The 22202-nt window shown below is 62.0% G+C and carries 19 protein-coding genes and 1 pseudogene; 14 read left to right on the top strand and 6 right to left on the bottom strand.

Annotated features, from left to right (window positions below):
* Positions 1 to 40: 40 nt before the first annotated feature.
* The 11 genes and pseudogenes from VM99_03985 (at position 41) to VM99_03935 (ending at position 13745) form a co-directional block, all read left to right on the top strand.
* Entirely contained in the window at positions 41 to 1981 is a 1941-nt protein-coding gene (locus VM99_03985) for a cyclic nucleotide-binding protein (GenBank protein AKJ97248.1), read from the top strand.
* The gene (locus tag VM99_03980) at positions 1978 to 2685 is read left to right on the top strand and encodes a DNA polymerase III subunit epsilon (GenBank protein ID AKJ97247.1); all 708 of its coding nucleotides are present in this window, start codon (positions 1978 to 1980) and stop codon (positions 2683 to 2685) included. Before VM99_03985 ends, VM99_03980 begins: the two co-directional genes overlap by 4 nt.
* 220 nt (positions 2686 to 2905) lie before the next feature.
* On the top strand, positions 2906 to 3424 hold the full coding sequence (locus VM99_03975; GenBank protein ID AKJ97246.1) for an RNA polymerase sigma factor: 519 nt from the start codon (positions 2906 to 2908) through the stop codon (positions 3422 to 3424).
* On the top strand, positions 3421 to 4401 hold the full coding sequence (locus VM99_03970; protein AKJ97245.1) for an amino acid ABC transporter substrate-binding protein: 981 nt from the start codon (positions 3421 to 3423) through the stop codon (positions 4399 to 4401). Before VM99_03975 ends, VM99_03970 begins: the two co-directional genes overlap by 4 nt.
* Positions 4402 to 4551: 150 nt before the next feature.
* Positions 4552 to 5454: pseudogene (locus VM99_03965) on the top strand (hypothetical protein).
* 83 nt (positions 5455 to 5537) lie between these two features.
* On the top strand, positions 5538 to 7391 hold the full coding sequence (locus VM99_03960; protein ID AKJ97244.1) for a hypothetical protein: 1854 nt from the start codon (positions 5538 to 5540) through the stop codon (positions 7389 to 7391).
* Positions 7392 to 7552: 161 nt separating this feature from the next.
* On the top strand, positions 7553 to 9991 hold the full coding sequence (locus VM99_03955) for a TonB-dependent receptor (GenBank protein AKJ97243.1): 2439 nt from the start codon (positions 7553 to 7555) through the stop codon (positions 9989 to 9991).
* A gap of 214 nt (positions 9992 to 10205) precedes the next feature.
* Positions 10206 to 11336, top strand: coding sequence for a peptidase (locus VM99_03950; protein AKJ97242.1), 1131 nt, complete (start codon positions 10206 to 10208; stop codon positions 11334 to 11336).
* The gene (locus VM99_03945; protein ID AKJ97241.1) at positions 11333 to 11512 is read left to right on the top strand and encodes a hypothetical protein; all 180 of its coding nucleotides are present in this window, start codon (positions 11333 to 11335) and stop codon (positions 11510 to 11512) included. The genes VM99_03950 and VM99_03945 overlap by 4 nt, the downstream gene beginning before the upstream one ends.
* A 207-nt stretch (positions 11513 to 11719) precedes the next feature.
* Positions 11720 to 13018: a hexuronate transporter gene (locus VM99_03940; protein AKJ97240.1), complete on the top strand. Its 1299-nt coding sequence runs from the start codon at positions 11720 to 11722 to the stop codon at positions 13016 to 13018.
* Positions 13019 to 13115: 97 nt separating this feature from the next.
* The gene (locus VM99_03935; protein AKJ97239.1) at positions 13116 to 13745 is read left to right on the top strand and encodes a glutathione S-transferase; all 630 of its coding nucleotides are present in this window, start codon (positions 13116 to 13118) and stop codon (positions 13743 to 13745) included.
* On the opposite strand, the gene VM99_03930 is transcribed toward VM99_03935, so the two are convergent.
* The 5 genes from VM99_03930 to VM99_03910 all read right to left on the bottom strand — a co-directional run bounded on the left by VM99_03930 (position 13742) and on the right by VM99_03910 (position 18125).
* On the bottom strand, positions 13742 to 13942 hold the full coding sequence (locus tag VM99_03930) for a hypothetical protein (GenBank protein ID AKJ97238.1): 201 nt from the start codon (positions 13940 to 13942) through the stop codon (positions 13742 to 13744). The genes VM99_03935 and VM99_03930 overlap by 4 nt on opposite strands.
* The gene (locus VM99_03925) at positions 13939 to 15312 is read right to left on the bottom strand and encodes a membrane protein (GenBank protein AKJ97237.1); all 1374 of its coding nucleotides are present in this window, start codon (positions 15310 to 15312) and stop codon (positions 13939 to 13941) included. Before VM99_03925 ends, VM99_03930 begins: the two co-directional genes overlap by 4 nt.
* Before the next feature lie 138 nt (positions 15313 to 15450).
* Positions 15451 to 16869: a histidine kinase gene (locus tag VM99_03920; protein ID AKJ97236.1), complete on the bottom strand. Its 1419-nt coding sequence runs from the start codon at positions 16867 to 16869 to the stop codon at positions 15451 to 15453.
* Complete coding sequence (locus tag VM99_03915) at positions 16869 to 17549, bottom strand: transcriptional regulator (protein ID AKJ97235.1); 681 nt, start codon at positions 17547 to 17549, stop codon at positions 16869 to 16871. The genes VM99_03920 and VM99_03915 overlap by 1 nt, the downstream gene beginning before the upstream one ends.
* A gap of 69 nt (positions 17550 to 17618) precedes the next feature.
* Positions 17619 to 18125 (bottom strand): ATP-dependent zinc protease, encoded by a 507-nt coding sequence (locus tag VM99_03910; GenBank protein ID AKJ97234.1) that lies wholly within the window; start codon positions 18123 to 18125, stop codon positions 17619 to 17621.
* A gap of 308 nt (positions 18126 to 18433) precedes the next feature.
* On the opposite strand from VM99_03910, the gene VM99_03905 reads away from it, so the two are divergent.
* Positions 18434 to 19327, top strand: coding sequence for an acyltransferase (locus VM99_03905; GenBank protein ID AKJ97233.1), 894 nt, complete (start codon positions 18434 to 18436; stop codon positions 19325 to 19327).
* 136 nt (positions 19328 to 19463) lie between these two features.
* Here the strand turns inward: VM99_03905 and VM99_03900 are convergent, their stop codons facing one another.
* Entirely contained in the window at positions 19464 to 20042 is a 579-nt protein-coding gene (locus VM99_03900) for a hypothetical protein (GenBank protein ID AKJ97232.1), read from the bottom strand.
* A gap of 178 nt (positions 20043 to 20220) precedes the next feature.
* On the opposite strand from VM99_03900, the gene VM99_03895 reads away from it, so the two are divergent.
* Together VM99_03895 and VM99_03890 are read left to right on the top strand one after the other, a co-directional pair.
* A complete protein-coding gene (locus VM99_03895) occupies positions 20221 to 20799 on the top strand; it encodes a hypothetical protein (GenBank protein AKJ97231.1) in 579 nt (192 codons plus the stop codon).
* A gap of 337 nt (positions 20800 to 21136) precedes the next feature.
* Complete coding sequence (locus VM99_03890; GenBank protein AKJ97230.1) at positions 21137 to 21349, top strand: cold-shock protein; 213 nt, start codon at positions 21137 to 21139, stop codon at positions 21347 to 21349.
* The last annotated feature ends 853 nt before the right edge of the window (positions 21350 to 22202 follow it).

The raw sequence follows: 22202 nt of genomic DNA, 5'->3' as shown, positions 1-22202 counted from the left end.
AGAACAGATCCGACCACAACAATTCGAAAAAGATTGCGTAATGGCTATGAAAAAAGCGGACGCCTTCACCCAGGCAGGGAAAACCGCGGTGTTGCAAAACATCCAGGGGACACTGCAGTTTCTCCAGCGCTTCCCGCCGTTCAACCACATGGAAAATGCCCACCTGGCGTACCTGGTGGAGCAATGCCTGCTGCGTTTCTACGCCACTGGCGAAACCATCATCAAGCCGGCCGATGGCCCGGTGGAACACTTCTACATCGTCAAGCAGGGCCGGGTAGTGGGCGAGCGTCCGCATTCGGCCAAGGGCGGTACCGAGACCACCTTCGAAATCACCACCGGCGAGTGTTTTCCCCTCGCCGCCTTGCTCGGCGAGCGCGCCACCCGCACCGAACACCGGGCCGGCGAGGACACGTTCTGCCTGCAACTGAACAAACAGGCCTTCATCAAGCTGTTCGCCCTCTCCGGGCCGTTTCGCGACTTCGCCTTGCGCGGGGTCAGCAGCCTCCTGGACCAGGTCAACCAGCAGGTCCAACAGAAATCCGCGCAGACCCTAGGCACGCAGTACTCCCTCAATACGCGCCTGGGTGAACTGGCGATGCGTCACCCAGTGAGTTGCAGCCCCGACACGCCCTTGCGCGAAGCCGTGAAACTGATGCACGAGCAACAGGTTGGCAGCATCGTGGTCGTGACGGAACAGAAGACGCCGGTCGGGATTTTCACCCTGCGCGACCTGCGGCAAGTGGTGGCCGATGGGGCCGGGGATTTCTCCCAGGCCATCGCCGGGCACATGACTCAGGCGCCGTTTTTCCTGTCGCCGGACCACAGCGCCTTCGACGCCGCGATTGCCATGACCGAGCGTCACATCGCCCACGTCTGCCTGGTCAAGGAACAGCGCCTGTGCGGCGTGGTGTCCGAGCGCGATCTGTTTTCCCTGCAACGAGTCGACCTGGTGCACCTGGCCCGTACCATCCGCAGCGCACCGAAGGTGGAAAACCTGGTGGCCCTGCGTGGCGAGATCGGTCAACTGGTGGAGCGCATGCTCGCCCATGGCGCCTCCTCGACCCAGATCACTCACATCATCACGTTGCTCAACGACCACACGGTGTGCCGGATCATCGAACTGACCCTGGCCGACAAGGGCGACCCCGGCGTACCGTTCAGCTGGTTGTGTTTTGGCAGTGAAGGTCGCCGCGAGCAAACCCTGCACACCGACCAGGACAACGGCATCCTCTTCGAAGCCCGGGACGCCGCCCACGCCGCGCAGATCCGAGGCCTGCTGCTGCCCATCGCCCAACAGATCAACCAGAGCCTGGCCCTGTGCGGCTTCACGCTGTGCAAGGGCAACATCATGGCCGGCAACCCCGAGCTGTGTCTGTCCCGCGCCGAATGGGCCCGGCGCTTTGCCGCGTTCATTCGCGAGGCGACGCCGGAGAACCTGTTGGGCTCGAGCATCTATTTCGACCTGCGGGTGGTCTGGGGTGACGAACAAGGTTGCGAACAATTGCGCCAGCAGATCCTCGACCAGGTGGGCGATAACCGTCTGTTCCAGCGCATGATGGCCGACAACGCGTTGCGCCATCGCCCGCCGGTGGGGCGCTTCAGAGAGTTTGTGCTCAGCCGCAAGAACGGTGAAAAAGCCACCCTCGACCTCAAGGTGCAAGGCCTGACGCCTTTCGTGGACGGCGCCCGTTTGCTGGCCCTGGCCAATGGCATCGGCGCCAACAACACCTTGGAGCGCTTGCGGCAACTGGTCGCCCGCCAGGTGATCGAACCCCTCGACGGCGCGGCCTATGAAGAGGCCTATCACTTCATCCAGCAGACCCGCATGCAACAGCATCAACTGCAAACCCGCGAGAACCTGCCGTACTCCAACCGCGTCGACCCCGACAGCCTCAACCATCTGGACCGACGCATCCTGCGCGAATCCCTGCGCCAGGCCCAACGTCTGCAAAGCAGCCTGAGCCTGAGGTATCAGCTGTGAGCCTGTTTTCCTGGCTGCGCCCGGCCCAGCCGTCATTGCCGGACGCCTTGCAGCAACGCCTGGCAGACCTGCCGTCGGCTGCCGCCCTGGGTGAATGCAGCCTGCGGGAACAGCGTTGGGTGGTGCTGGACCTGGAAACCACCGGGCTGAACCTCAACAAGGACCAGGTGCTGTCCATTGGCGCAGTGGCCATCGAAGACGGCGCGATCGATTTCGGCCAGCAGTTCGAACGCACCTTGCAATGCGACAAACAAAAGCTCGGGCCCAGCGTGTTGATCCATGGCCTGGCGCCGAGCACGATTGCCGCTGGCAGCGAACCGGCCGAAGCGTTGCTGGCGTTCATGGAGTACGTCGGCGACAGCCCGTTGCTGGCCTTCCACTCACCCTTCGATGCCCACATGCTCGGGCGCGCATTGAAGGATCACCTGGGCTATCGCTTGCAGCACCCGTTCCTCGACGTCGCGGACCTGGCCCCGATGCTCTGCCCCCAGGTCGCCCTGCGCCAGGCGGGCCTGGACGACTGGATCGACGCGTTCAAGCTGCAGGTGCAGGAGCGCCACAACGCCAGCGCCGACGCCCTGGCCACGGCGGAACTGGCGCTGATCCTGTTCAGCCGCGCCCGCCAGCAACAGATCCCCAGCCCGCTGGCGTTGCAGCAGCGCCTGGGCCAATGGAAACGCCGGCAGCAGGCGCCTTCGATCTAACCCCTGTTCGGAGAACACCATCGGCCCTGTGGGAGCTTGCTCGCGATGGCGTACTGTCGGCCGACACTGATATGAGTTGATCGCTCATCATCGCGAGCAAGCTCGCTCCCACACCCAACAACCCCAGAAGCCCCACCCGACCAGTGCCAATTGCTTTCGCTCTGCCGCCTCTGTCACAATCGCGAACAATTCTCGTTACTTAAAACATCGGTGATGCTCCGTGTCGTCAGTTCCTAGCCCTCACAGTGATCTGGTTGGTGCGTTGTACCGTGACCATCGCGGTTGGCTATTGGCCTGGTTGCGGCGCAACGTGGCCTGTGCACAACGGGCCGAGGACTTGAGCCAGGACACGTTCGTGCGCCTGCTCGGCCGCGACCAACTGACCACGCCTCGCGAGCCGCGGGCGTTCCTGGTGGCGATCGCCAAGGGGCTGCTGTTCGATTATTTCCGCCGGGCAGCCCTGGAGCAGGCCTACCTCACCGAGTTGATGCTGATCCCCGAATGCGAACAGCCGTCGCTGGAAGAACAGCAGATGATCCTCGAAGACCTCAAGCACATCGACCGGCTGCTCGGCCAGTTGTCGAGCAAGGCTCGCGCTGCCTTTCTCTACAACCGCCTCGACGGTCTCGGCCACGCCGAGATCGCCCAGCGCCTGGGGGTTTCGGTGCCACGGGTACGGCAATACCTGGCCCAGGGCATTCGCCAGTGCTACATCGCCCTGTATGGCGAGCCGACATGAACCCAGCCTGCGCCAAACCGGTATCGGCTCGTGTGCTGGATGCCGCCATTGCCTGGCAGTTGTCGCTGGATTCGGGCAGCGCCCAGGAGCGCGAGGCCTTCGCCCGCTGGCATGCCGCCGATGAAGAACATGCCCGCGCCTGGCGGCAGTTGGGCATGCTCGACCAGCGTTTCAGCGTCGCCAGCGGGCCGGCGCGGGCCGCATTGTTGCAATCGCGCACGACCCTCCGGCGACGGTTGCGCAAGATGGGCAGCGGCCTGGCCAGCCTGGTCGCAGTCGTCGGCCTGACGCTGTTCGTCGCCGAGCGCTACCTGTCGCTGGACTATTGGCTGGCCGACCAGCGCACCGCCACGGGCGAACAACGCACCCTGCGCCTGGCCGACGGAACGGTGGTCAACCTCAACACCCACAGCGCGCTGGACGTGCGCTTCGATGCCCGGCAGCGACGCATTGTCCTGCAGGAAGGCGAGATCCTGGTGGAAACCGGCCACAACGACCCGCGTCCCTTCATCGTCGAAACCCGCGAAGGCCGCCTGCGTGCCTTGGGCACGCGGTTCCTGGTCAAGCGAGAAGACCAGGGCACGCGCCTGAGCGTGTTGCAATCGGCCGTGGCCGCGCACCCCCAGGCAACGGACGAAGAGCAGGTCCTGCGCGAAGGCCAGCAAGTGCTGATGCGCCGCGACGGGCTCGGGCCGACGTTGGCGCTGGGTCCCGGCGCAGACGCCTGGACCCGCGGCATGTTGGTGGTCGACAACGCCCGCCTGGAGGATCTGGTGCACGAACTGGGGCGCTATCGGCGCGGCTACCTGGGCGTCGAGCCGCAGGTCGCGGACCTGCGCATCACCGGCAGCTTCCCGCTGCACGACACCGACCTGGCCTTGGCGGCGCTGCTGCCGACCTTGCCGGTGCAGGTCGAGCACATTACCCCCTGGTGGACCCAGTTAAAGCACCACGAAAAATCAACATCACCTTTATAAGCGCTCGTTTTTAGGCCCAATCGTTCTTACGACCTGTCAGAGTTCCCAGTTGGCATGGATCTGAAGGGGCTATCCAATATTCCAGGATCGAAATCAACAAACCCTTCTCCCCAAGCGGTACCGGAGTTTTGGTTCGGACTGGAAGCCGTCATGTCACCTTCAACAAGTACCCCCTGTGTGTTCATGTTTCCCGGGCAAGGAAGCGACCCGAGCGGCTCGCTCCTCAATTTGTATCGGACGGGCGCTGACACCCGACGTTGCATCGATGACGTTTTTACAGCGGTGGAGGCTGGTTTCTCCTGCCTGGAACCGGACGCAGGGGTTCATTTCGGTGAACTGCACCGATTGCTGCTGACCAAGTCTCACCCGGCCTCCCTGCCATATGGCCTCAACCCGTTCGGACAGTTTGTCGCTTCGGTGTCGCTGTTCCAGGTACTCGGCACGCTCGGTTTGCGCCCTCATGCCTTGGTCGGGCACAGCCTCGGGGAAATCGCTGCGACGGTATGTGCGGGGAGCTTCGATATCGCCCAGGGTCTCCAAGCGGTCAATGCGCTGAATCATGCCTGTCGGGAGCTGCAGGGGCGAGGAGCAATGGTGTGGGTGGCTGCATCGGCACAGGACACTCATCGCTTGATCGAGGACAGCGGCCTGCAGGAGCTTGCCATCGCCTGCATCAACACCGCGAACCAAACCGTGGTCAGCGGTCCGAACCCCGCCATTGACGCTTTACTGGCCCTTGTCGGAACGAACCTGCCGCGCCGACATAAACTCGACCTTCCGTACATGAGCCACCACCCAGCCCTGAACCGGGAAGCCGAGCAGTTTTATCAGACCCTTGGGCAGTTGCCACAACACCCATTGGCCCTTCCCGTCTACTCATGCGTGGCGCGCCGTTTTTATTGTGATGAGGATGACCTCAAACGCGGATTCGCCAACTGCCTGACTCATCCCACCTACTTTCCCGAGGTCCTGGACCAGCCACTCATTCGCCAGGCCTCGCTCTACGTCAACGTCGGACCAGGCGACACCCTGGCTCGCTGCGTGCGTACAGTCCAGACACACGCAACATCCCTTGCCCCTCTTACACAAACGCCGGAACAACTGAACGAAACCATTACATTTCTGCGAGGTGCTCAATGAGCAATGCCCTCATACAAAGCCTCAATCAAGCGATCGGCGGTCCCCTCCCCGAGGCCGTTCGCCGTAATGTCGCCGAATTGCTGGCCGATGACATCTTCCGACAACGCCTGGACCTTGCCGGCCGAGCCTTGCATCGCAACACCTACGCGCAACTGCGAACGCTGATACAACGGTTACCAAGCTCACCAAAACTGTTCGACTCACCGCAGTACCTGCTGGCGTTGTCCGAACAGATCGGCATCCGCAATCCTTCGCTCTTCATCGCTTTCGCCATCCACTACGGCTTATGCATCAGCACCCTGGCGGCGTTCGAAAGTGGCAACAAAATGGCAGGAAAACTGCGCCGCGCGATGGAGTCTGGGAAAACCGTTGGCGCCTACATGATCACCGAATTGGGCAGAAGCAACAGCCAGATCACCACGCGCACCGAGGCCGTCTACGACCCGGCCACCCATGCATTCGTGCTGCACAGTCCGGACAACGGTGCGGTCAAGTTCAGCAATGTCGGCGTCAGCGATCAGTCGAAACTAGGCATCGTCTGTGCGCGTCTGAGGGTCGCTGGCCAAGACTGCGGCGTGTTTGCCTTCGCCATGCCGATCAGCACCCGACGCGGTCCGAAACCGGGTGTGCGCATGTCCGAAGCAGCGGAAATACCGCTGGTGCCTTTCGATTACGGCCTATGTGCGTTCGACCACATGCGTCTGCCCTTTGACGCCTGGCTCAACGATGGCGCAGGACTGGATAAAAACGGTGTGTTCCATGATCCACTCGGCGATCCGGATAAAAGACTGATCCGCACGCTGGTTGCACCGAAGCATGTTTGGGCGATGGGCTCCAGAGCACTCGCTGCCGTGACATGCACCAGTGCGGCGCTCGCCCTCAAGCATGCTACACAACGCTTCACCATGGCTCGCATGGCGCCCCAAACCAGATTGCTGGACTACAGCACCCAGCAACGCGCACTGTTCGTAGCCCTGGCCACGGGATACGCAATGACCTGTTTCTCGAACGATGCCTGCGCAGACTGGGCCGAGCACCTCAAACAGAAACACGTCGCCGCCACCGATATCTCGGCGCTGAATTTCGCCCCATGGTCCGCCGCCCATCGACGCCTGGCACTGACGAAAGTGCTGACCGCCTGGGCGGCAGAAGAAACCTGTGCCGAGTGCAGGCTACGTTGCGGGGTAGCAGGCGACCTGTCGTTGAACGGCTTTCTGCATTGGCAAGGACTGGGTCACGTTTTCAATGATGCGGGGGGCAATAACTGGCTGATCCTTTTTGACACTGCCCGCTCGCTACTCGCCGAACCACTGCCTGACGCGCCAGCCCCCTGCATGTTTGATACATCCTCCCTACCCTCGCTACTTGGGCTGGTCAAAACAAGAGCGTATCGCCTGCGCCAGGCATTGGCGGTCAAGTTCCAGTCCAGCGAAGCACAAGGCTGCAGCGCAATGGAGCTATGGAATCCCTTGCTCCCTCTGGCACGCGAGGTCGCCCTGGCCCATGGCCTGGTGCTGATCGTCGAAAGCGCCATCAAGACCAATGAAGCGGTCGCCGATCCCCAGGCCAGGCAACTGCTTGAAGTGCTCACCCAACTATATGTACTGGAACACATTCAAAGGCAGGCCGCGTGGTACCTGTCCGAGGCACTGTTTGATGCCCACCGATATCACGCTCTGGAAACAGCGATCACCGTGCTGTGCGAACGTCTCACCGGTTCGGTCGAACCGTTGATCAGCGCGTTCGGCAGTCGGGAAACCGCCGTCCCTCGGCCCTTGGAAGACCCCACCCAGTGCTATCCCGACGCGCTGATGAGCGCATTGACCCGGCAAGATCATCGGTCCCGGTAATCCACTAACCCGACACAGCTTGCCAAAAAAGTGAAGCCAGCCCCGGTGTAGCGGGGGCTGGCTCTGAGCATTGCTAAATTATTTTCATCCCGCCCTATCACTTTTCGATTCTCATCCGGCACTCAGGCAATTGAGAAATATTTCCATTCAGGAGCCGCCGTATGTCCCGCCCGCTAGACACCCTGTTGCGCCCCAGCCTGCTGGCCGTCGCCATTGCCTTTGCCGCCCCGCTCGCCAGCGGGCCGCTGTTGGCCGCCGAGCAGGCCACCAGCCTGCGCGCCTACAATCTGCCCGCCGCGTCGTTGGCCAGTACCTTGAACCAGATCGCCAGCCAGGCCGGCCTTGCGCTGAGCCTGAACCCGTCCCTGGCATCGGGCAAAACGTCGGCACCGGTGCAGGGCCAGTTCGATGCCACCGGCGCGTTGCGTGAAGCGCTGCGCGGCACCGGCCTGCAACTGGAGCAAAGCAGCGCCGGCACCTACAGCCTGGTGGCCGTGCCGGAGGGCGTCATGGTGTTACCGGAAACCAGCGTGATCGGCGCGGGCAGCAGCGAAACCGCGTGGGGCCCGACCGAGGGCTATGCCGCCACCCGCACCGCCGCCGGCACCAAGACCGATACACCGATTGTCGAGCTGCCGCGCTCGGTCTCGGTGGTCACGCGCCAGCAGATGGAAGACCGCTCCGTGCTCAACCTCAACGACGCGCTGCGCTACACCGCCGGCGTGCAGAGCAGCGGGTATGGTTCGGATACGCGCAACGACTGGCTGCTGGTGCGCGGCTTCGTGCCGACCCAGTTCCTCGACGGCCTGCCACTGCCGCGGGGCAACTACGTCACGCCCAAGATCGAGACCTGGAACCTTGAGCGCATCGCCGTGCTGCGTGGCCCGGCCTCCTCGGTCTACGGCCAGACGCCACCGGGCGGCATGCTGGACATGGTCAGCCGTCGTCCCCAGGCCGACAGCAGCCACGAAGTCCAATTGCAGGCCGGCAGCAACGAGCACAAGCAGATCAACTTCGACAGCACCGGCAAGGTCGACGACGAAGGCCAGTTTCTCTATCGGGTCAGCGGCACCGTGCGCGACAGCAACGCTCAGGTCGACCACATTCCGGACAAGCGCTACAACATCGCCCCCAGCCTGACCTGGAACATCAACGACGACACCCGCCTGACCTTCCTGTCCCAGTACACCCGCGACGACACCGGCATTACCGGGCAATTCCTGCCGTTGCAAGGCACCAAGCTGGCCTCGCCGGCAGGCACGATTTCCCACCACAAGAACCTCGGCGACCCGGATTGGGAGTTCTACGACCGCACCTACTACGCACTGGGCTATGCCTTCGAACATCGCCTCAACGACACCTGGCAGTTCCGCCAGAACCTGCGCTATACCAAGAGCGATCTGGAATTCCAGGGCATCTCCGCCGGCGGCTCGTTCTGGCCGGACGGTCCTGACACCTCGGTGAGCGCCGACGGCACCGTCAAGCGCAGCGCCAGCATTGTCGACGAAGACATCAGCCAGTTCGCCGTGGACAACAACTTTCAGGCCGACTTCCAGACCGGCGCCGTGAGCCACACCCTTTTGCTGGGCCTGGATCACCAGCGCTCCAACAGCAACGCGCGCTGGCAGTGGGGCTCCGGCGGCGTGCCGACCAGCAACATCAACAACCCGGTCTATGGGCAGGATTTCTCCAACGTCCAGTACTTCACCATGTACGACTACAACCAGAAGACCAACCAGACCGGCCTCTACGTCCAGGACCAGATGGCCCTGGACAACTGGCGCCTGACCCTCGGCGGGCGTGAAGACTGGATTCACACCGGCACGCTGTTCCACAACCAGAACGATGCGACCACCACCCAGCGCGACAAGAAATTCAGCGGCAACGCAGCGCTGAGCTACGTCTTCGATAACGGCGTGACGCCGTACATTTCCTTCGCCCAGTCGTTCCAGGCGGCGACCGGTTCGGTCATCACCAGCACCCAGGCGTTCAAACCCACCGAAGGCGAACAATACGAAGCCGGTATCAAGTACCAGCCGCCCGGCACCAAGACCTTGCTGACCGCCGCCGTGTTTGACCTGACCCAGAAAAACAACTCCGTCACCGAGAACAACATCACCCGCCAGGTGGGTGAAGTGCAAGTTCGCGGCCTGGAGCTGGAAGCCTCTGGGGACGTCACCGACAACCTGAAACTGGTCGGGTCCTACACCTACAACGACAGCGAGATCACCAAGGGCACCGCCGCCGAAAAAGGCAAGCGCATGGCCCAGGTGCCTCGCAACCAGGCCACCGCGTGGGCCGACTACACCTGGCACAACGGCCCGCTCGATGGCTTTGGCGTCGGTGCGGGTGTGCGCTATGTCGGCGACACCTATGGCAACACCACCAACACCGATTGGGGCCACGTCGGTTCCTACACCGTGTACGACGCCTCGGCCCACTACGACCTGGGACGCCTGAGCAACGCCCTCAAGGGCGTGTCGGTGGCGGTGGACGCAAAAAACATCTTCAACAAGGACTACCTGTCCACCTGCGACGGGTTCTATTGCTACTACGGCGACCAGCGCAATGTCGTCGCCAGCGTGAATTACAAATGGTAAACGGTTAGCATTTGCAAAACCTTTCGAGGGCACCTGTCCCGAAGACCTGTCAGCCAAATACCCCCTGTGGGAGCGAGCTTGCTCGCGAAAGCGGTGCGCCAGACAACATCAACGTTGACTGTTACGCCGTCTTCGCGAGCAAGCTCGCTCCCACAGGTTCGCGGCTTGGCTGACGGGGCTCTGGCATCGAGGCCCTCTCGCATTCGGATCGACCATGAAAAGCAAAACCATCCGCCGCTGGTCCTTCGTCCACACCTGGACCAGCCTGATCTGCACGGTGTTCCTGCTGATGCTGGCGATCACCGGGCTGCCGTTGATCTTCCACCACGAAATCGAACACCTGCTGGGCGACGCTCCCGAGCTGCGGCAAATGCCGGCCGACACGCCGCCCCTGGACCTTGCGCAACTGGTGGAAAAAGCCAAGGCCCATCGTCCCGGCGAAGTGGTCCAGTACTTTGGCTGGGATGAAGACGAGCCCAACGGCGTCATCACCATCATGGCGCCGACGCCGGGCACCGAGCCCAATTCATCCCACACCTTCATGCTCGACGGGCGCACCGGTGAAGCCCTGGAAATGCCCTCGGCCAATGGCGGCTTCATGATGGTCATGCTGCGCCTGCACGTGGACATGTTCGCCGGCTTGCCAGGCAAGTTGTTCCTGGCGTTCATGGGCCTGCTGTTCGTGGTGGCCATCGTTTCCGGGGTGGTCTTGTACCTGCCGTTCATGCGCCGCTTGAAGTTCGCCACCGTGCGCCAGGACAAATCGACCCGCCTGCGCTGGCTCGACCTGCACAACCTGATCGGCGTGGTCACGCTGGTCTGGGCGCTGACGGTGGGGGTCACCGGCGTGATTGCCGCGTGCGCCGAGTTGATCATCGCCGCCTGGCGCAACGACAGCCTCAGCAGCATGATCGAACCCTATCGCGATGCCCCGCCACTGACGCAACTGGCACCGGCCACCCGCCTGCTGGACATCGCCAGGGACGTCGCGCCCGGCATGGAGCCCAGTTTCATCGCCTTCCCCGGCACGCTGTTCTCCAGCGCCCACCACTATGGCGTGTTCATGAAGGGCAACACTCACCTGACGTCTCACCTGCTCACGCCGGTGCTGATCGACGCCAGCACCCTGGCCGTCACCGCCGTGGCCGAACGCCCGTGGTACATGGACGTCATGAGCCTGTCGCTGCCCCTGCATTTCGGCGACTACGGCGGCCGGCCGATGCAGATTTTCTGGGCGGTCCTCGACGTGCTGACCATCATCGTGCTCGGCAGCGGCGTCTACCTGTGGGTGGTGCGGCGCAAAGCGGCCAAGCCAGCAGCCATTACCGCGCAGGCCACCTCGTGAAGCCGCGCCAGTCGAGTTTCTGGAGGGTGTTTGGCCTTCCCATGGGGATCGGCGTGCTCTGCGCCGCCGGGTTGTTCAGCGCCTTGCTGGGCGATGGCCTGTGGGACGCCGTGAGCTGGCTCGGGCTGGGCGTGCCGTGCGTGTTGGGGGTGCGGGGATTGCTCCCGCGCCGCTGAGTTCTCCGGGCGCCATCCCATTGATCTGGCGCCCTTTCTCCTGACGTTATACGACGACACTTCGCCGCGTCGCGGCATGCGCGCGCCTGCCCACTGACATATTTGTTGACAAATTTATCCTTGCACTCCTATAAATGCGCACGTTGTACGACAACCTACAACAAACATCCCTGCGACACCAAATCCAAAAATAATCATGGTGAAGTGATGAAAATCAAAGGCATCCGCTGGTGGATGGTCGGCTTGGTCACGGCCGGCCTGATGGTCAACTACCTGGCCCGCAATACCCTCTCGGTGGCTGCCCCCACCCTGATGAGCGACATGAACATTTCCACCGAGCAGTATTCGCACATCGTCGTGGCCTGGCAGGTCTGCTACGCGCTGATGCAGCCGGTGGCCGGCTACATCATCGATGCCATCGGCACCAAGATGGGCTTCGCCATTTTTGCGTTCGCCTGGTCCCTGGCTTGCGCCGCGGCAGCCATGGCCTCGGGCTGGCAAGGGCTGGCCTTCTTCCGTGGGTTGTTGGGCGTGACCGAAGCGGCCGGGTTGCCGGCAGCGGTCAAGGCCTCCACCGAATGGTTTCCGGCCAAGGAGCGTTCGGTCGCCATCGGCTGGTTCAACATCGGCTCGTCGATCGGGGCCGTCCTGGCCCCGCCGCTGGTCGTCTGGGCGATCCTGAACAGTGGCTGGGAACTGGCCTTCCTGATCGTCGGCGGCCTGGGCATCGCCTGGACGTTCCTGTGGCTGATCCTCTACAAACACCCACGTGACCAGAAGCGCCTGAGCGACACCGAGCGCGACTACATCCTCAACGGCCAGGAAGCCCACTTCAAGGACCAGGCGCCGAAAAAAGGCAGCTGGAAGACGATCATTGCCAGCCGCAACTTCTACGCCATCGCCAGCGCGCGGATTCTCTCCGAGCCGGCCTGGCAGACCTTCAATGCCTGGATCCCGCTGTACCTGATGACCGAGCGGCATATGAACATCAAGGAAATCGCGATGTTCGCCTGGCTGCCGTTCCTGGCCGCGGACCTTGGTTGCGTGCTGGGCGGTTACCTGAGCCCGTTCTTCCACAAGTATTGCAAGGTGTCGCTGTTCACCTCCCGCAAGATGGTCTTGCTGTTCGGCGCGTCCTGCATGATCGGCCCGGCCTGCATCGGCCTGGTCGAGAGCCCGTACACCGCCATCGCCCTGCTGTGCATCGGCGGCTTCGCCCACCAGACCTTGTCCGGCGCGCTGTACGCCATCACGTCCGACTCGTTCGGCAAGCATGAAGTCGCCACCGCCACCGGCATGGGCGGGATGTTCGGCTACCTCGGCGCTGCGGCCTTCACCCTGGTGTTTGGCGTGATGGTCACCAAGATCGGCTACAGCCCGCTGTTCGTGATGCTGGCGATCTTCGACGTGGTCGCGGCGTTTATCGTCTGGACCGTCGCCCGGGAACTCAAGCCACAACCGACGACACCGTCAGCGCAACCCCAGGCGCTGCAACCGGCCGCTTGACCCGCGACGACCGGGCCACCGAGGCCCGGTCGCACTGCCTTGGGCACGAATGACGCGCTATGCTGCGCAACACGTGCCACTGACCCGAGACGTTGCCATGTCCACCCCCAGCATGACGCTGTTCCACAACCCCGCTTCACCTTTCGTTCGCAAGGTCCTGGTGCTGCTGCACGAAACCGGCCAGCAGGACCGCGTGACGTTGCAGCTCAGCCAGCTCACACCGGTCAAGCCGGACCGGGCGCTCATCGACGACAACCCGTTGAGCAAGATCCCGGCCCTGCGCCTGGCCAACGGGACGGTGATCCATGACAGTCGCGTGATCCTCGATTACCTCGACCACCAGCATGTCGGCAATCCACTGATCCCCCGGGACGGCGCGGCCCGCTGGCGACGCCTGACCCTGGCCTCCATGGCCGATGGCATCATGGATGCGGCAGTCATGATTCGTTATGAAACCGCCCTGCGCCCGGTGGAAAAGCACTGGGACGAATGGCTCGATGCGCAACGGGACAAGATCCGCCGTGCCGTGGGCGTGCTTGAAGCCGAGGCCATCGCTGAGTTGGCCAGTCATTTCGACGTAGCGTCCATCAGCGTGGCCTGTGCCTTGGGCTATCTCGACCTGCGCCACCCGGACCTGGAATGGCGCAAGGCCAACCCGCAATTGGCGGCGTGGTTTGCCGAGGTGAGCTTGCGGCCTTCAATGATTGAAACAGTGCCCAAAGTCTAGTTCTGCCCTGGCTGCACCGGCCCCATCGCGAGCAAGCTCCCACATTTGGCTTCGTTGCCTGGGTAAACGAGGTCTCCTGTGGGCGCGAGCTTGCTCGCGATAAGGCCAATGCGACCCATCGGAAACAACCCGGCAATCCGCGTCACCAGCACCTCTGCCAATCGCTGATCCTCCCGCAACCCCAGCGACCGGCTCATTTCACCTCTCCCAGCTCGAAGGACATGGCCGCTGCCGGCTTCGCCCCCACCCCGTACCAGTCCAGCTTGCGGGTCAGCACCATGAACACACCGAGCAGGGCGAACAGCAACAACGAGCCCATCAGCAAGGCGTAGTCCTCAGCGCTCAGCAAACCGTAGAGCAGGCCATACAACGCTGCCAGCCCCACCGAAAAGGCCACGCCATGGCTCACGCTGCGCAACACATGGCACACATAGAAACCGATCAACACCACGCAGGCACTGGCGGATGCCAGATAGGCCAGGGCGAAGCCGATGTGCTCGGACAACGACAACAGCAGCAGGTAGAAGAACGCCAGCGCCACGCCTACCAATGCGTATTGCACCGGGTGCACCGCCAGGCTCTTGAGCACCTCGAACAGGAAGAAGCCGGCGAAGGTCAACGCGACGAACAGCAGCGCATATTTGATCGCCCGGTCGGTCTTGAGGTACTGGTCCACCGGATCGATGAAACTCACGCCGAAAGCCCGGCTGCGGAACGCCTCGCAGCTGTCGCTGGTTTCACAGCTTTGCAGCGCTTCTTCGAGGTTGGTGGAAAAAAACGACGTCTGCCAGTCAGCACTGAAGCCTTGCTCATTGATGTCACGCTGGACCGGCAGGTAATTGCCGATGAAACTCGGGTGTGGCCAGTCGGCCGACAGATGCACCTTGGTAGACTTGCCCACCGGCAGGATCTGCAGCTCGCCGGTGCCTTGCAGGCGCAGGTCGAAACCAAAGGTCAGGTCGGCACTGCCCTGGGCAGTGATCATCGGCAGCGGCACATGCACGCCCTGCCCCAGCCAGCCGACTCGCGAGCCGGGCAGGAAATCGACGGTTTGCTGATTGAGCGTCAGGGTCAGCGCATTCTCGATGCCACGGATGTCACTGATACCGACCGTCAGGTACGGCTGGTCGAAACGGTAGTCGGCCAGGTCCTTGGTCGCAACGCCATAGTGTTCAGGCACCTTGAAGCGGCCATCGATGCGGTTGTCGGCATGGAACAGCCGCGCTTCATAGATGCCCCGGGCACGGGTCTCTGTGCGCACCTGACCGTCGAGTTCGAACTGCTCTGGCAAGAAGTACAACTCGCCGCTTTGCTCGACGGTTTCCAGGAAACGCACGCCGGTCTTCTCGTTGGTGTTCCAGACCCGCACGTCCTTGCGAAACGGCACGACGATCATCGGCCCAATGAGTTGCTGGCTACGGCTGGAACTGCGGGCAATGTCTTGCAGCACACCGTCACGCAGTTCCTGGCGCTCGTCGATGAGGCCGTTGATCATCAGCAAGGGGATCATCAGCAGGAGGATCAAGAGGGCAATCATGCCCAGTTTTATAGCGAGGCTGCGGTTCATGTGGGGCTCTCCCTGTTCGAATGAGGGAGAGTCTGGGGGGGCTGTGTGGGGCGTTCATGGGGGCAATGTGGAGATTGTGTGGAGACTCGACCTCTCTTGCCTCGCCACAACGGTATTCCCCCAGGGAGAACTCGCTCTTCAGGGCAACCGCAGCACTACTTCCACCCCACCCTCGACATTGCCGATGGTGAACGCCCCGGCATGCAACTGCACCACTTCCTCCACGAAATTGAGCCCCAGGCCCGTGCTCTTGCGGCCGGTGCCAGGGCGCGGCAGGGAATAGAAACGCTCACTCAGGCGTGGCAGCGCATAGTCGGGGATCGGCTCGGCCTGATTGAACAGGCGGATCTCCACCCGTTGGCCGGTACGCTCGGCGCTGAGGCGCAGCAGCCCTTCGGCCGGGGTGAAGTCCAGGGCGTTCTCCAGCAGGTTGCCCAGCGCCTGGCGCAGCAGGAACGGCTCGCCCATCAACACCAGGTCGGCCGCGATGTGCCGTTCGATTCGCAACTGACGGCCCTCGATCCAACCGCTGCGCGCCTCCAGCAGTTGATCGAACAACGCCGCCAGCGGCACCGCGACGACTTCCTCCAGGCCCTGGCGCTGTTCGACCTGGGCCAGGTTGAGCAGGCGTTCGATCAACTGCTGCATGCGCACGCTTTCGCTGTCGATGTTGCTGACGAAGCGCTGGTGCTGGGCCGCGGGCATGTCGCTCTGCAGCAGCTCGGCGGCGCCGCGAATCGCCGCCAGGGGGCTCTTGAGTTCATGCGTCAGCGTGTGCACGTAGCGCTCGACATAGGACTTGCCTTCCAACTGCGTGCGCATGTGCTCCACGGCGCCCGCCAGTTGCTCGAACTCGCCGCCGCGATAATGCGGCACTTCCACCCGTTGCCCCTGGCTGACGGCCTGGGCATAACGGGTCAGGCGACGCAGCGCCGAACTGAGCCACCACGACAGCACAGCGCCGAGCAGCAGGCCCAGGCCAATCAAGCCAGCGCCATACAACAGCAGGCGCCGCTCCGTGCGGTCGATATAGGGCTGCAGCGAGCTGTTGGGCTTGGCGACGGTGACCACGCCGATGATCCGGCCGTTGTCGCGAATGGGCGCGCCGACGTGCATCACCGAGGACGCCGGGTCATCCGGATCGCTGCGGCTCGAACGGGCGCCGTAATGGCCGCGCAAGGTCAGGTACACGTCGTTCCAGCGCGAATAATCCTGGCCCACCGCCACCCCACTGGAGTCGAGCACCACGATCCCGTTGGCATCGGTGACGTAGATCCGATGGTTGACCTGGTTCTTCGGCAAGCCCCAGATCGACGCCGCCGGCTGGCGTTCGCCGTAGGCCTTGAGCAGTTGCGGCCAGCGATTCTGGTTGAGGGTACCGACCTTGAAATCGTCCCGCAGGATCTCGGCCATCAGGTTGGCCGTGTCCACCAGGGTTTCTTCGGTGGACTGGCGCACGCCAGGGCGGATCTGCTCGATCACCGTGCCGAGCACGAAATACCCGGTCAGGCCGATAAACAGCACGTAGACCAGGAAAATCCGGATCCCCAGCGACATCAGCTGTGCCCCGGGCTGTAGCTGTAGCCGAGGCCGCGATGGGTCTGGATCGGCTCGGCCTCGGCCCTGACCAGGCGCAACTTGGCGCGCACGCTCTTGATGTGGCTGTCGATGCTGCGCTCGTAGCCGGCATCACTGGCGACACCCAGGGCGTCGAGCAACTGTTCGCGGCTGAAGACCCGCTCCGGCTGCTCCAGCAGGCAGTTAAGCAGGCGGAACTCGTGGCGGGTCAGGTTCAGCGGCTTGCCGCGATAGCTGATCTGCACCCGGTCGTTGTCCACCTGGAACAGCGCCGTGCCCAACTCCGGCGCCGGGCGCGGGGCCACGCGCTTGAGAATCGCGCGGACCCTGGCCGCCACTTCCCGGGGGCTGAAGGGCTTGACCACGTAATCGTCGGCGCCGATCTCCAGGCCCACGACCCGGTCGATCTCGCCATCCCGAGCTGTCAGAAAAATGACCGGAACGTCGCTGAAACGTCTGAGATTCTTGCAGGTTTCAAATCCACTGATATCCGGCAGGCCCACATCGAGGATGATCAGGTCCGCCGGCGTGTGCTTCTGGTGTTCGAGGGCCGCCGCGCCGAGGCTCAGCCAGGTGGTGTCGAAACCCTCTCCTTGCAGCGCAAACACCAGCGTATCGGCGATGGCGGCTTCGTCTTCGACAATCAGAATATGAGGCATGTCTTGCGCGCCCGACAGTAAAGTTGCCGGAACGGTGCCCCAACCCCAGGGGCACGTCAATCGGGGAAATCAGCAGTCCGGCTTGTCAGCCGTATAACGCCGAGCCGGGTTCACCGCTGCACCAAACTCGCGCAGGGCCTTGGCGCCGATCAGCAACGGGTAGTTGAAGCTGCTGCGGTCGGTCAGGTTGACCTCCACGGTACGCTTGACGTTACCCAGGCACATTTCCAGGTCCACCACCGGGCGCTTGCTCGGGGCGATGGTTTCGTTGTCGTCGTCATCTTCTTCGGAGCGGGTCTTGATCTTGCTGATGCGCGCGATCTTGTGCTCGTAGACCTTGTTGCTCGCATCCTTGGTGGCCAGGCGGAAGCGCACCCAGTCATCGCCGTCGCGGGTGAAGGTCTCGATGTCCTTGGCCGACAGCGAAGCGGTCAGCGCGCCGGTGTCCATCTTGGCCTTGAGCACTTCACCGCCGATTTCCGGCAGCGCGATGTATTCATAGCGCCCGTACAGGGTCGGCTCGGCGGCCAGCACTGGAAGGGCCACCAGGGAGAGCAGGGCGAGAATGGATTTCATGCGATAGGGCTTCCTGTGTGGGTTGGGATTTTAGACCGTTGCCGATAAATTCGTTCGGTTGCCCTCGACACCACTGTGCTGCCTTTGTGGCGAGGGGATTTATCCCCGTTCGAGTGCGAAGCGCTCGCCATGGTGCTGGATCGCAGCACAGCATTCGGGCAGCTGCGCTGCCCAACGGGGATAAATCCCCTCGCCACGGAAGCAAACCCAGCATACCGGCCAAAAAGTGAAACATTCGTCCACGCCTATTTGGCCTGCCGCCCGAAGCTGCTTATCATGGCCCGCCCATCTGTCTGCAAGAGTCATTTATGCGCCGCTTGCTCACCGGCTGTCTCGTCACGCTGCTGCTGTTGCTCAACACCCTGGTGCTGTTCGGCCCATTGATGGTGTTCGCCCTGCTCAAGCTGATCCTGCCCGGACGCTTTCGTGACTACGCCTCCTGGGCGGTGATGTGGATCGCCGAGACCTGGGCCGAAATCGACAAGCTGATCTTCGCCCTGTGCATCCCCACCCGTTGGGACATCCGCGGCGGTGCCGACCTGCGTGGCGACACGTCCTACCTGGTCATCAGCAATCACCAATCCTGGGTGGACATCCCCGCCCTGATCCAGACCCTCAACCGCCGCACGCCGTTCTTCAAGTTCTTCCTCAAGAAGGAGCTGATCTGGGTGCCGTTCCTCGGCCTGGCCTGGTGGGCGCTGGACTACCCCTTCATGAAGCGCTACACCAAGGCCTTCCTGGCCAAGAATCCGGAACTGGCCGGCAAGGACCTGGAAATCACCAAGGCCGCCTGCGAGCTGTTCAAGCGCCAACCGGTCACCGTGGTCAACTACCTCGAAGGCACCCGCTTCACCACCGCCAAAAGCCAGCAGCAACAATCGCCCTTCACCCACCTGCTCAAGCCCAAGGCCGGTGGCGTGGCGTTCGTACTGGCGGCGATGGGCGAACAACTGGACGCGATCCTGGACGTCACGGTGGTCTATCCCCAAGACCGGATCCCCGGGTTCTGGGACCTGATCAGCGGCGCCGTGCCCCGGGTCATCATCGACATCCAGACCCGCGAGCTGGACCCGGCGCTGTGGCAGGGCGACTACGAAAACGACCCGGTATTTCGCCAACAAGTGCAGGACTGGGTGAATCAGCTGTGGACCGACAAGGATCGGCGGATTGCAGTTTTGCGTGACGAAAGGCAAAGCGACTGACACTTCTGATTAGTAGGCAGCGCCTGGAATGCCGCCGATGCAAGGTCCTGATGACTGGACCTTTCATCGAACCTGGGGACAAGCCGGCCGCATCCTCACAGAACCGTGCGCATGGCCTTATAGCGAAAACCACTGATCAGACACCCGTTCCACCGCCCCAGATGCCACCCAAATTCTGCAACAACGAACTCCCCACTCCCTGCTGCCCAAGATACTCAAGAATCACCGGCGCAAACTGGCCAATCATCCCGGTGTCCATGCCCAGCGCACTGAAAGCGTTGTTCAAGTCCCGAGTATCCTTGACGTTACCCAGCAAACCATCGAGCAAGACACTCTTGTCCGAGCCACCACCCAGCAACCCACCCAAACCATTGAGCCCACCCAGGGCATGGTTACCGGCGATCTGATCAAGGCCCGGCACGCTTCTGCTCAACTCGGAAAACTGCGGCTCGCTAAGCCGGTTCTTCGCCAGCCCGAGCATCGCACCGGCACCGCCAATGGCCTGTTCCGGGGTGATCTTGAGTTCCGAACCGAGCGTATTGAGCAATCCGGCGGCTTTTGGCGCCGCGGCCACCGCGCCCTCCCCTTGCCCATTCTGATTGCCCTGCATCGCCGACAACACGTTGGCCGCATCATCGAGGCTGAATTGGGCGAAGGCCGGGCTCGCCGCGAACGAGAGCAGGCAAGACAGGGCGAAACCGCGTGAAACCTTCATTGGGGGGAACCTCTCGGGGCAATGAAAAACCGCCTGGGGTCGGCGGTATGAAATCGGGCGTTGGACTGGGCCCCAAGGCGATTGTTCCACATGTGGATGTCGACGACCGATCACGCCTCGCCCTGTCAACGCCCACCGGGTTACCGTACAGTGCGCCTCTCTCTCGCGAGTTTTGCTTATGAATATAAAAATCGGTGGAGCGACGCTCGCGGTCATCCTGACGGGCATGCTCATTGCCTTGGGCGTCAGCGAATGCCAACGCGGCCCGCTCAACCCTGAAGTGGCCGACGGCACCAGCGACGAGCGAAAGACCTGGTTGACCATTGAACACCGTATCAAGCGCTACGACCCGGCCCTGACCGAGGCCATCCGCAACGACTCGCAAACGCTGACGGTGCGCTATCGTCCCGCTGTGCCCCCGCAAAGCGACGACGCCTGGGTGGGAGACCTGTTGCGCGTGGTCGGCCACGGCCTGGCGGCACTCAATAACGCGCCGGGCGGCAAGCAGTACGCCCACGTGACGGTCCAGGCCCGACGGCTGGCCGACGACGATGTGGAGCTGGCCTACGACATGCAGGGTTTCGACGCCATCAAAACCCAACAGGACGGCTACACCACCTTCGCCAGCCAACCCCGTAGCCTGACATTGAGCCGTGCCGCCCTGGCCCAGGTTCAAGACGACTGTCGCAACCCGAGTACACAGGGTTTCTACCCTGAATTCTGCGAGCGGGTCAGGACGGCAACCGCCCGCGACTGACCGTGGCGAGCGAGCTTGCTCGCGCTCAAGTGCGCAGCGCTCGCCCCTGGCTTCTGAAAAGCGAGGGCTGCTTCGCACCCCAGCGGGAGCAAGCTCCCTCGCCACAATGGTGTTTGGTCAGTGGGGTACAGGCAGCCGCGCTGCGGCATGACCGCTTCGTGACAGTCATCTGAATATCACCGGCAAACGGTTATTTCCTTTCGGCATGGCCGACTGTCAGCTCTGACAGTAGGCACTCGTTCTGCCCGAAATTAAGCTCCCATTGTGTCAACGGAAACGAGGCGGACGAGCCTTCAGCTCCCTGCGCCTTTATTCATTCGGGCATAGGACAATAAAAATGAGCGACCGAATCAAAGGAACCGTTAAATGGTTTAACGATGCAAAAGGCTATGGCTTCATTACCTGCGGCAAAGGGGGTGAAGAACTGTTCGTTCATTACTCAGCGATAGACGGCGAGGGTTACAAGACGCTGAAAGAGCGACAGGCCGTCTCTTTTGAAATCGAGCAGGGTACGAAGGGCAAGCAGGCGACGAGAGTGGCGCCGGAATAGATTATCTTCCTGAGGAGTACCATCATGCCGCTCAAGCGTAAAAACCTGCTCTGCCGTTACAGCTACGACCCTTTGGATCGACTGGTCGGCTGTACGCCAACCGCCCTGGTCGTTTCCCAACGGTTCTACCTGAAGGATCGCTTATCTACTGAAATTCAAGGTTCCGCGCGACGTTCGATTTTCCAGCAAGGCGATCTAGTCCTGGCTCAACAACAGCAACAGGATGATGCCGTCAAAACCACGCTGCTCACAACTGATCAACAGCGGTCGGTATTGCACGCGTTCGACACATCGCAGCCTCATATCCTCGCCTATATGCCATATGGTCACCGCGCCTTGAAACAGGGTCTACTCAGCCTGCTCGGATTCAACGGCGAACGGCCGGAGCCGGTGACGGGGCACTATTTACTGGGCAATGGTTATCGTGCGTTCAATCCGGTGCTGATGCGATTTAACAGCCCAGACACGATGAGTCCATTTGGGAAGGGCGGTCTAAATGCGTATGCATACTGTCAAGGCGATCCTATAAATAGAGCAGACCCTAACGGACATACTTTCATAAATTCATTATTAGCCCTAGCGGGACTTAGAACAGCCAGCGACACGGTACGTATTCATGGGATAAAATTAAAAGTACCAGCCAATGTTCCACTGGAAAATTTCATGAAATACCCTACAAAACCATACAAAAATTCCAACATCGAAATTCCGCCAGAGCTTATTAACGGGGAAAATTTTCTGATCCAAAGCAGCAAAACCCTTATCGAACAAGAGAAAAGAATTACTGCCCTAGCGGCAATGATGTCGAAACACAAAAACGTGCGGCCAGAGCTTATAGACCTTTACCAAAACC

The sequence above is a fragment of the Pseudomonas chlororaphis genome, assembly GCA_001023535.1.
Classification (GTDB): Bacteria; Pseudomonadota; Gammaproteobacteria; order Pseudomonadales; family Pseudomonadaceae; genus Aquipseudomonas; species Aquipseudomonas chlororaphis_E.
Note: the sequence above shows the minus strand (reverse complement) of the source record. Positions and strands in the feature narration are given on the sequence as shown.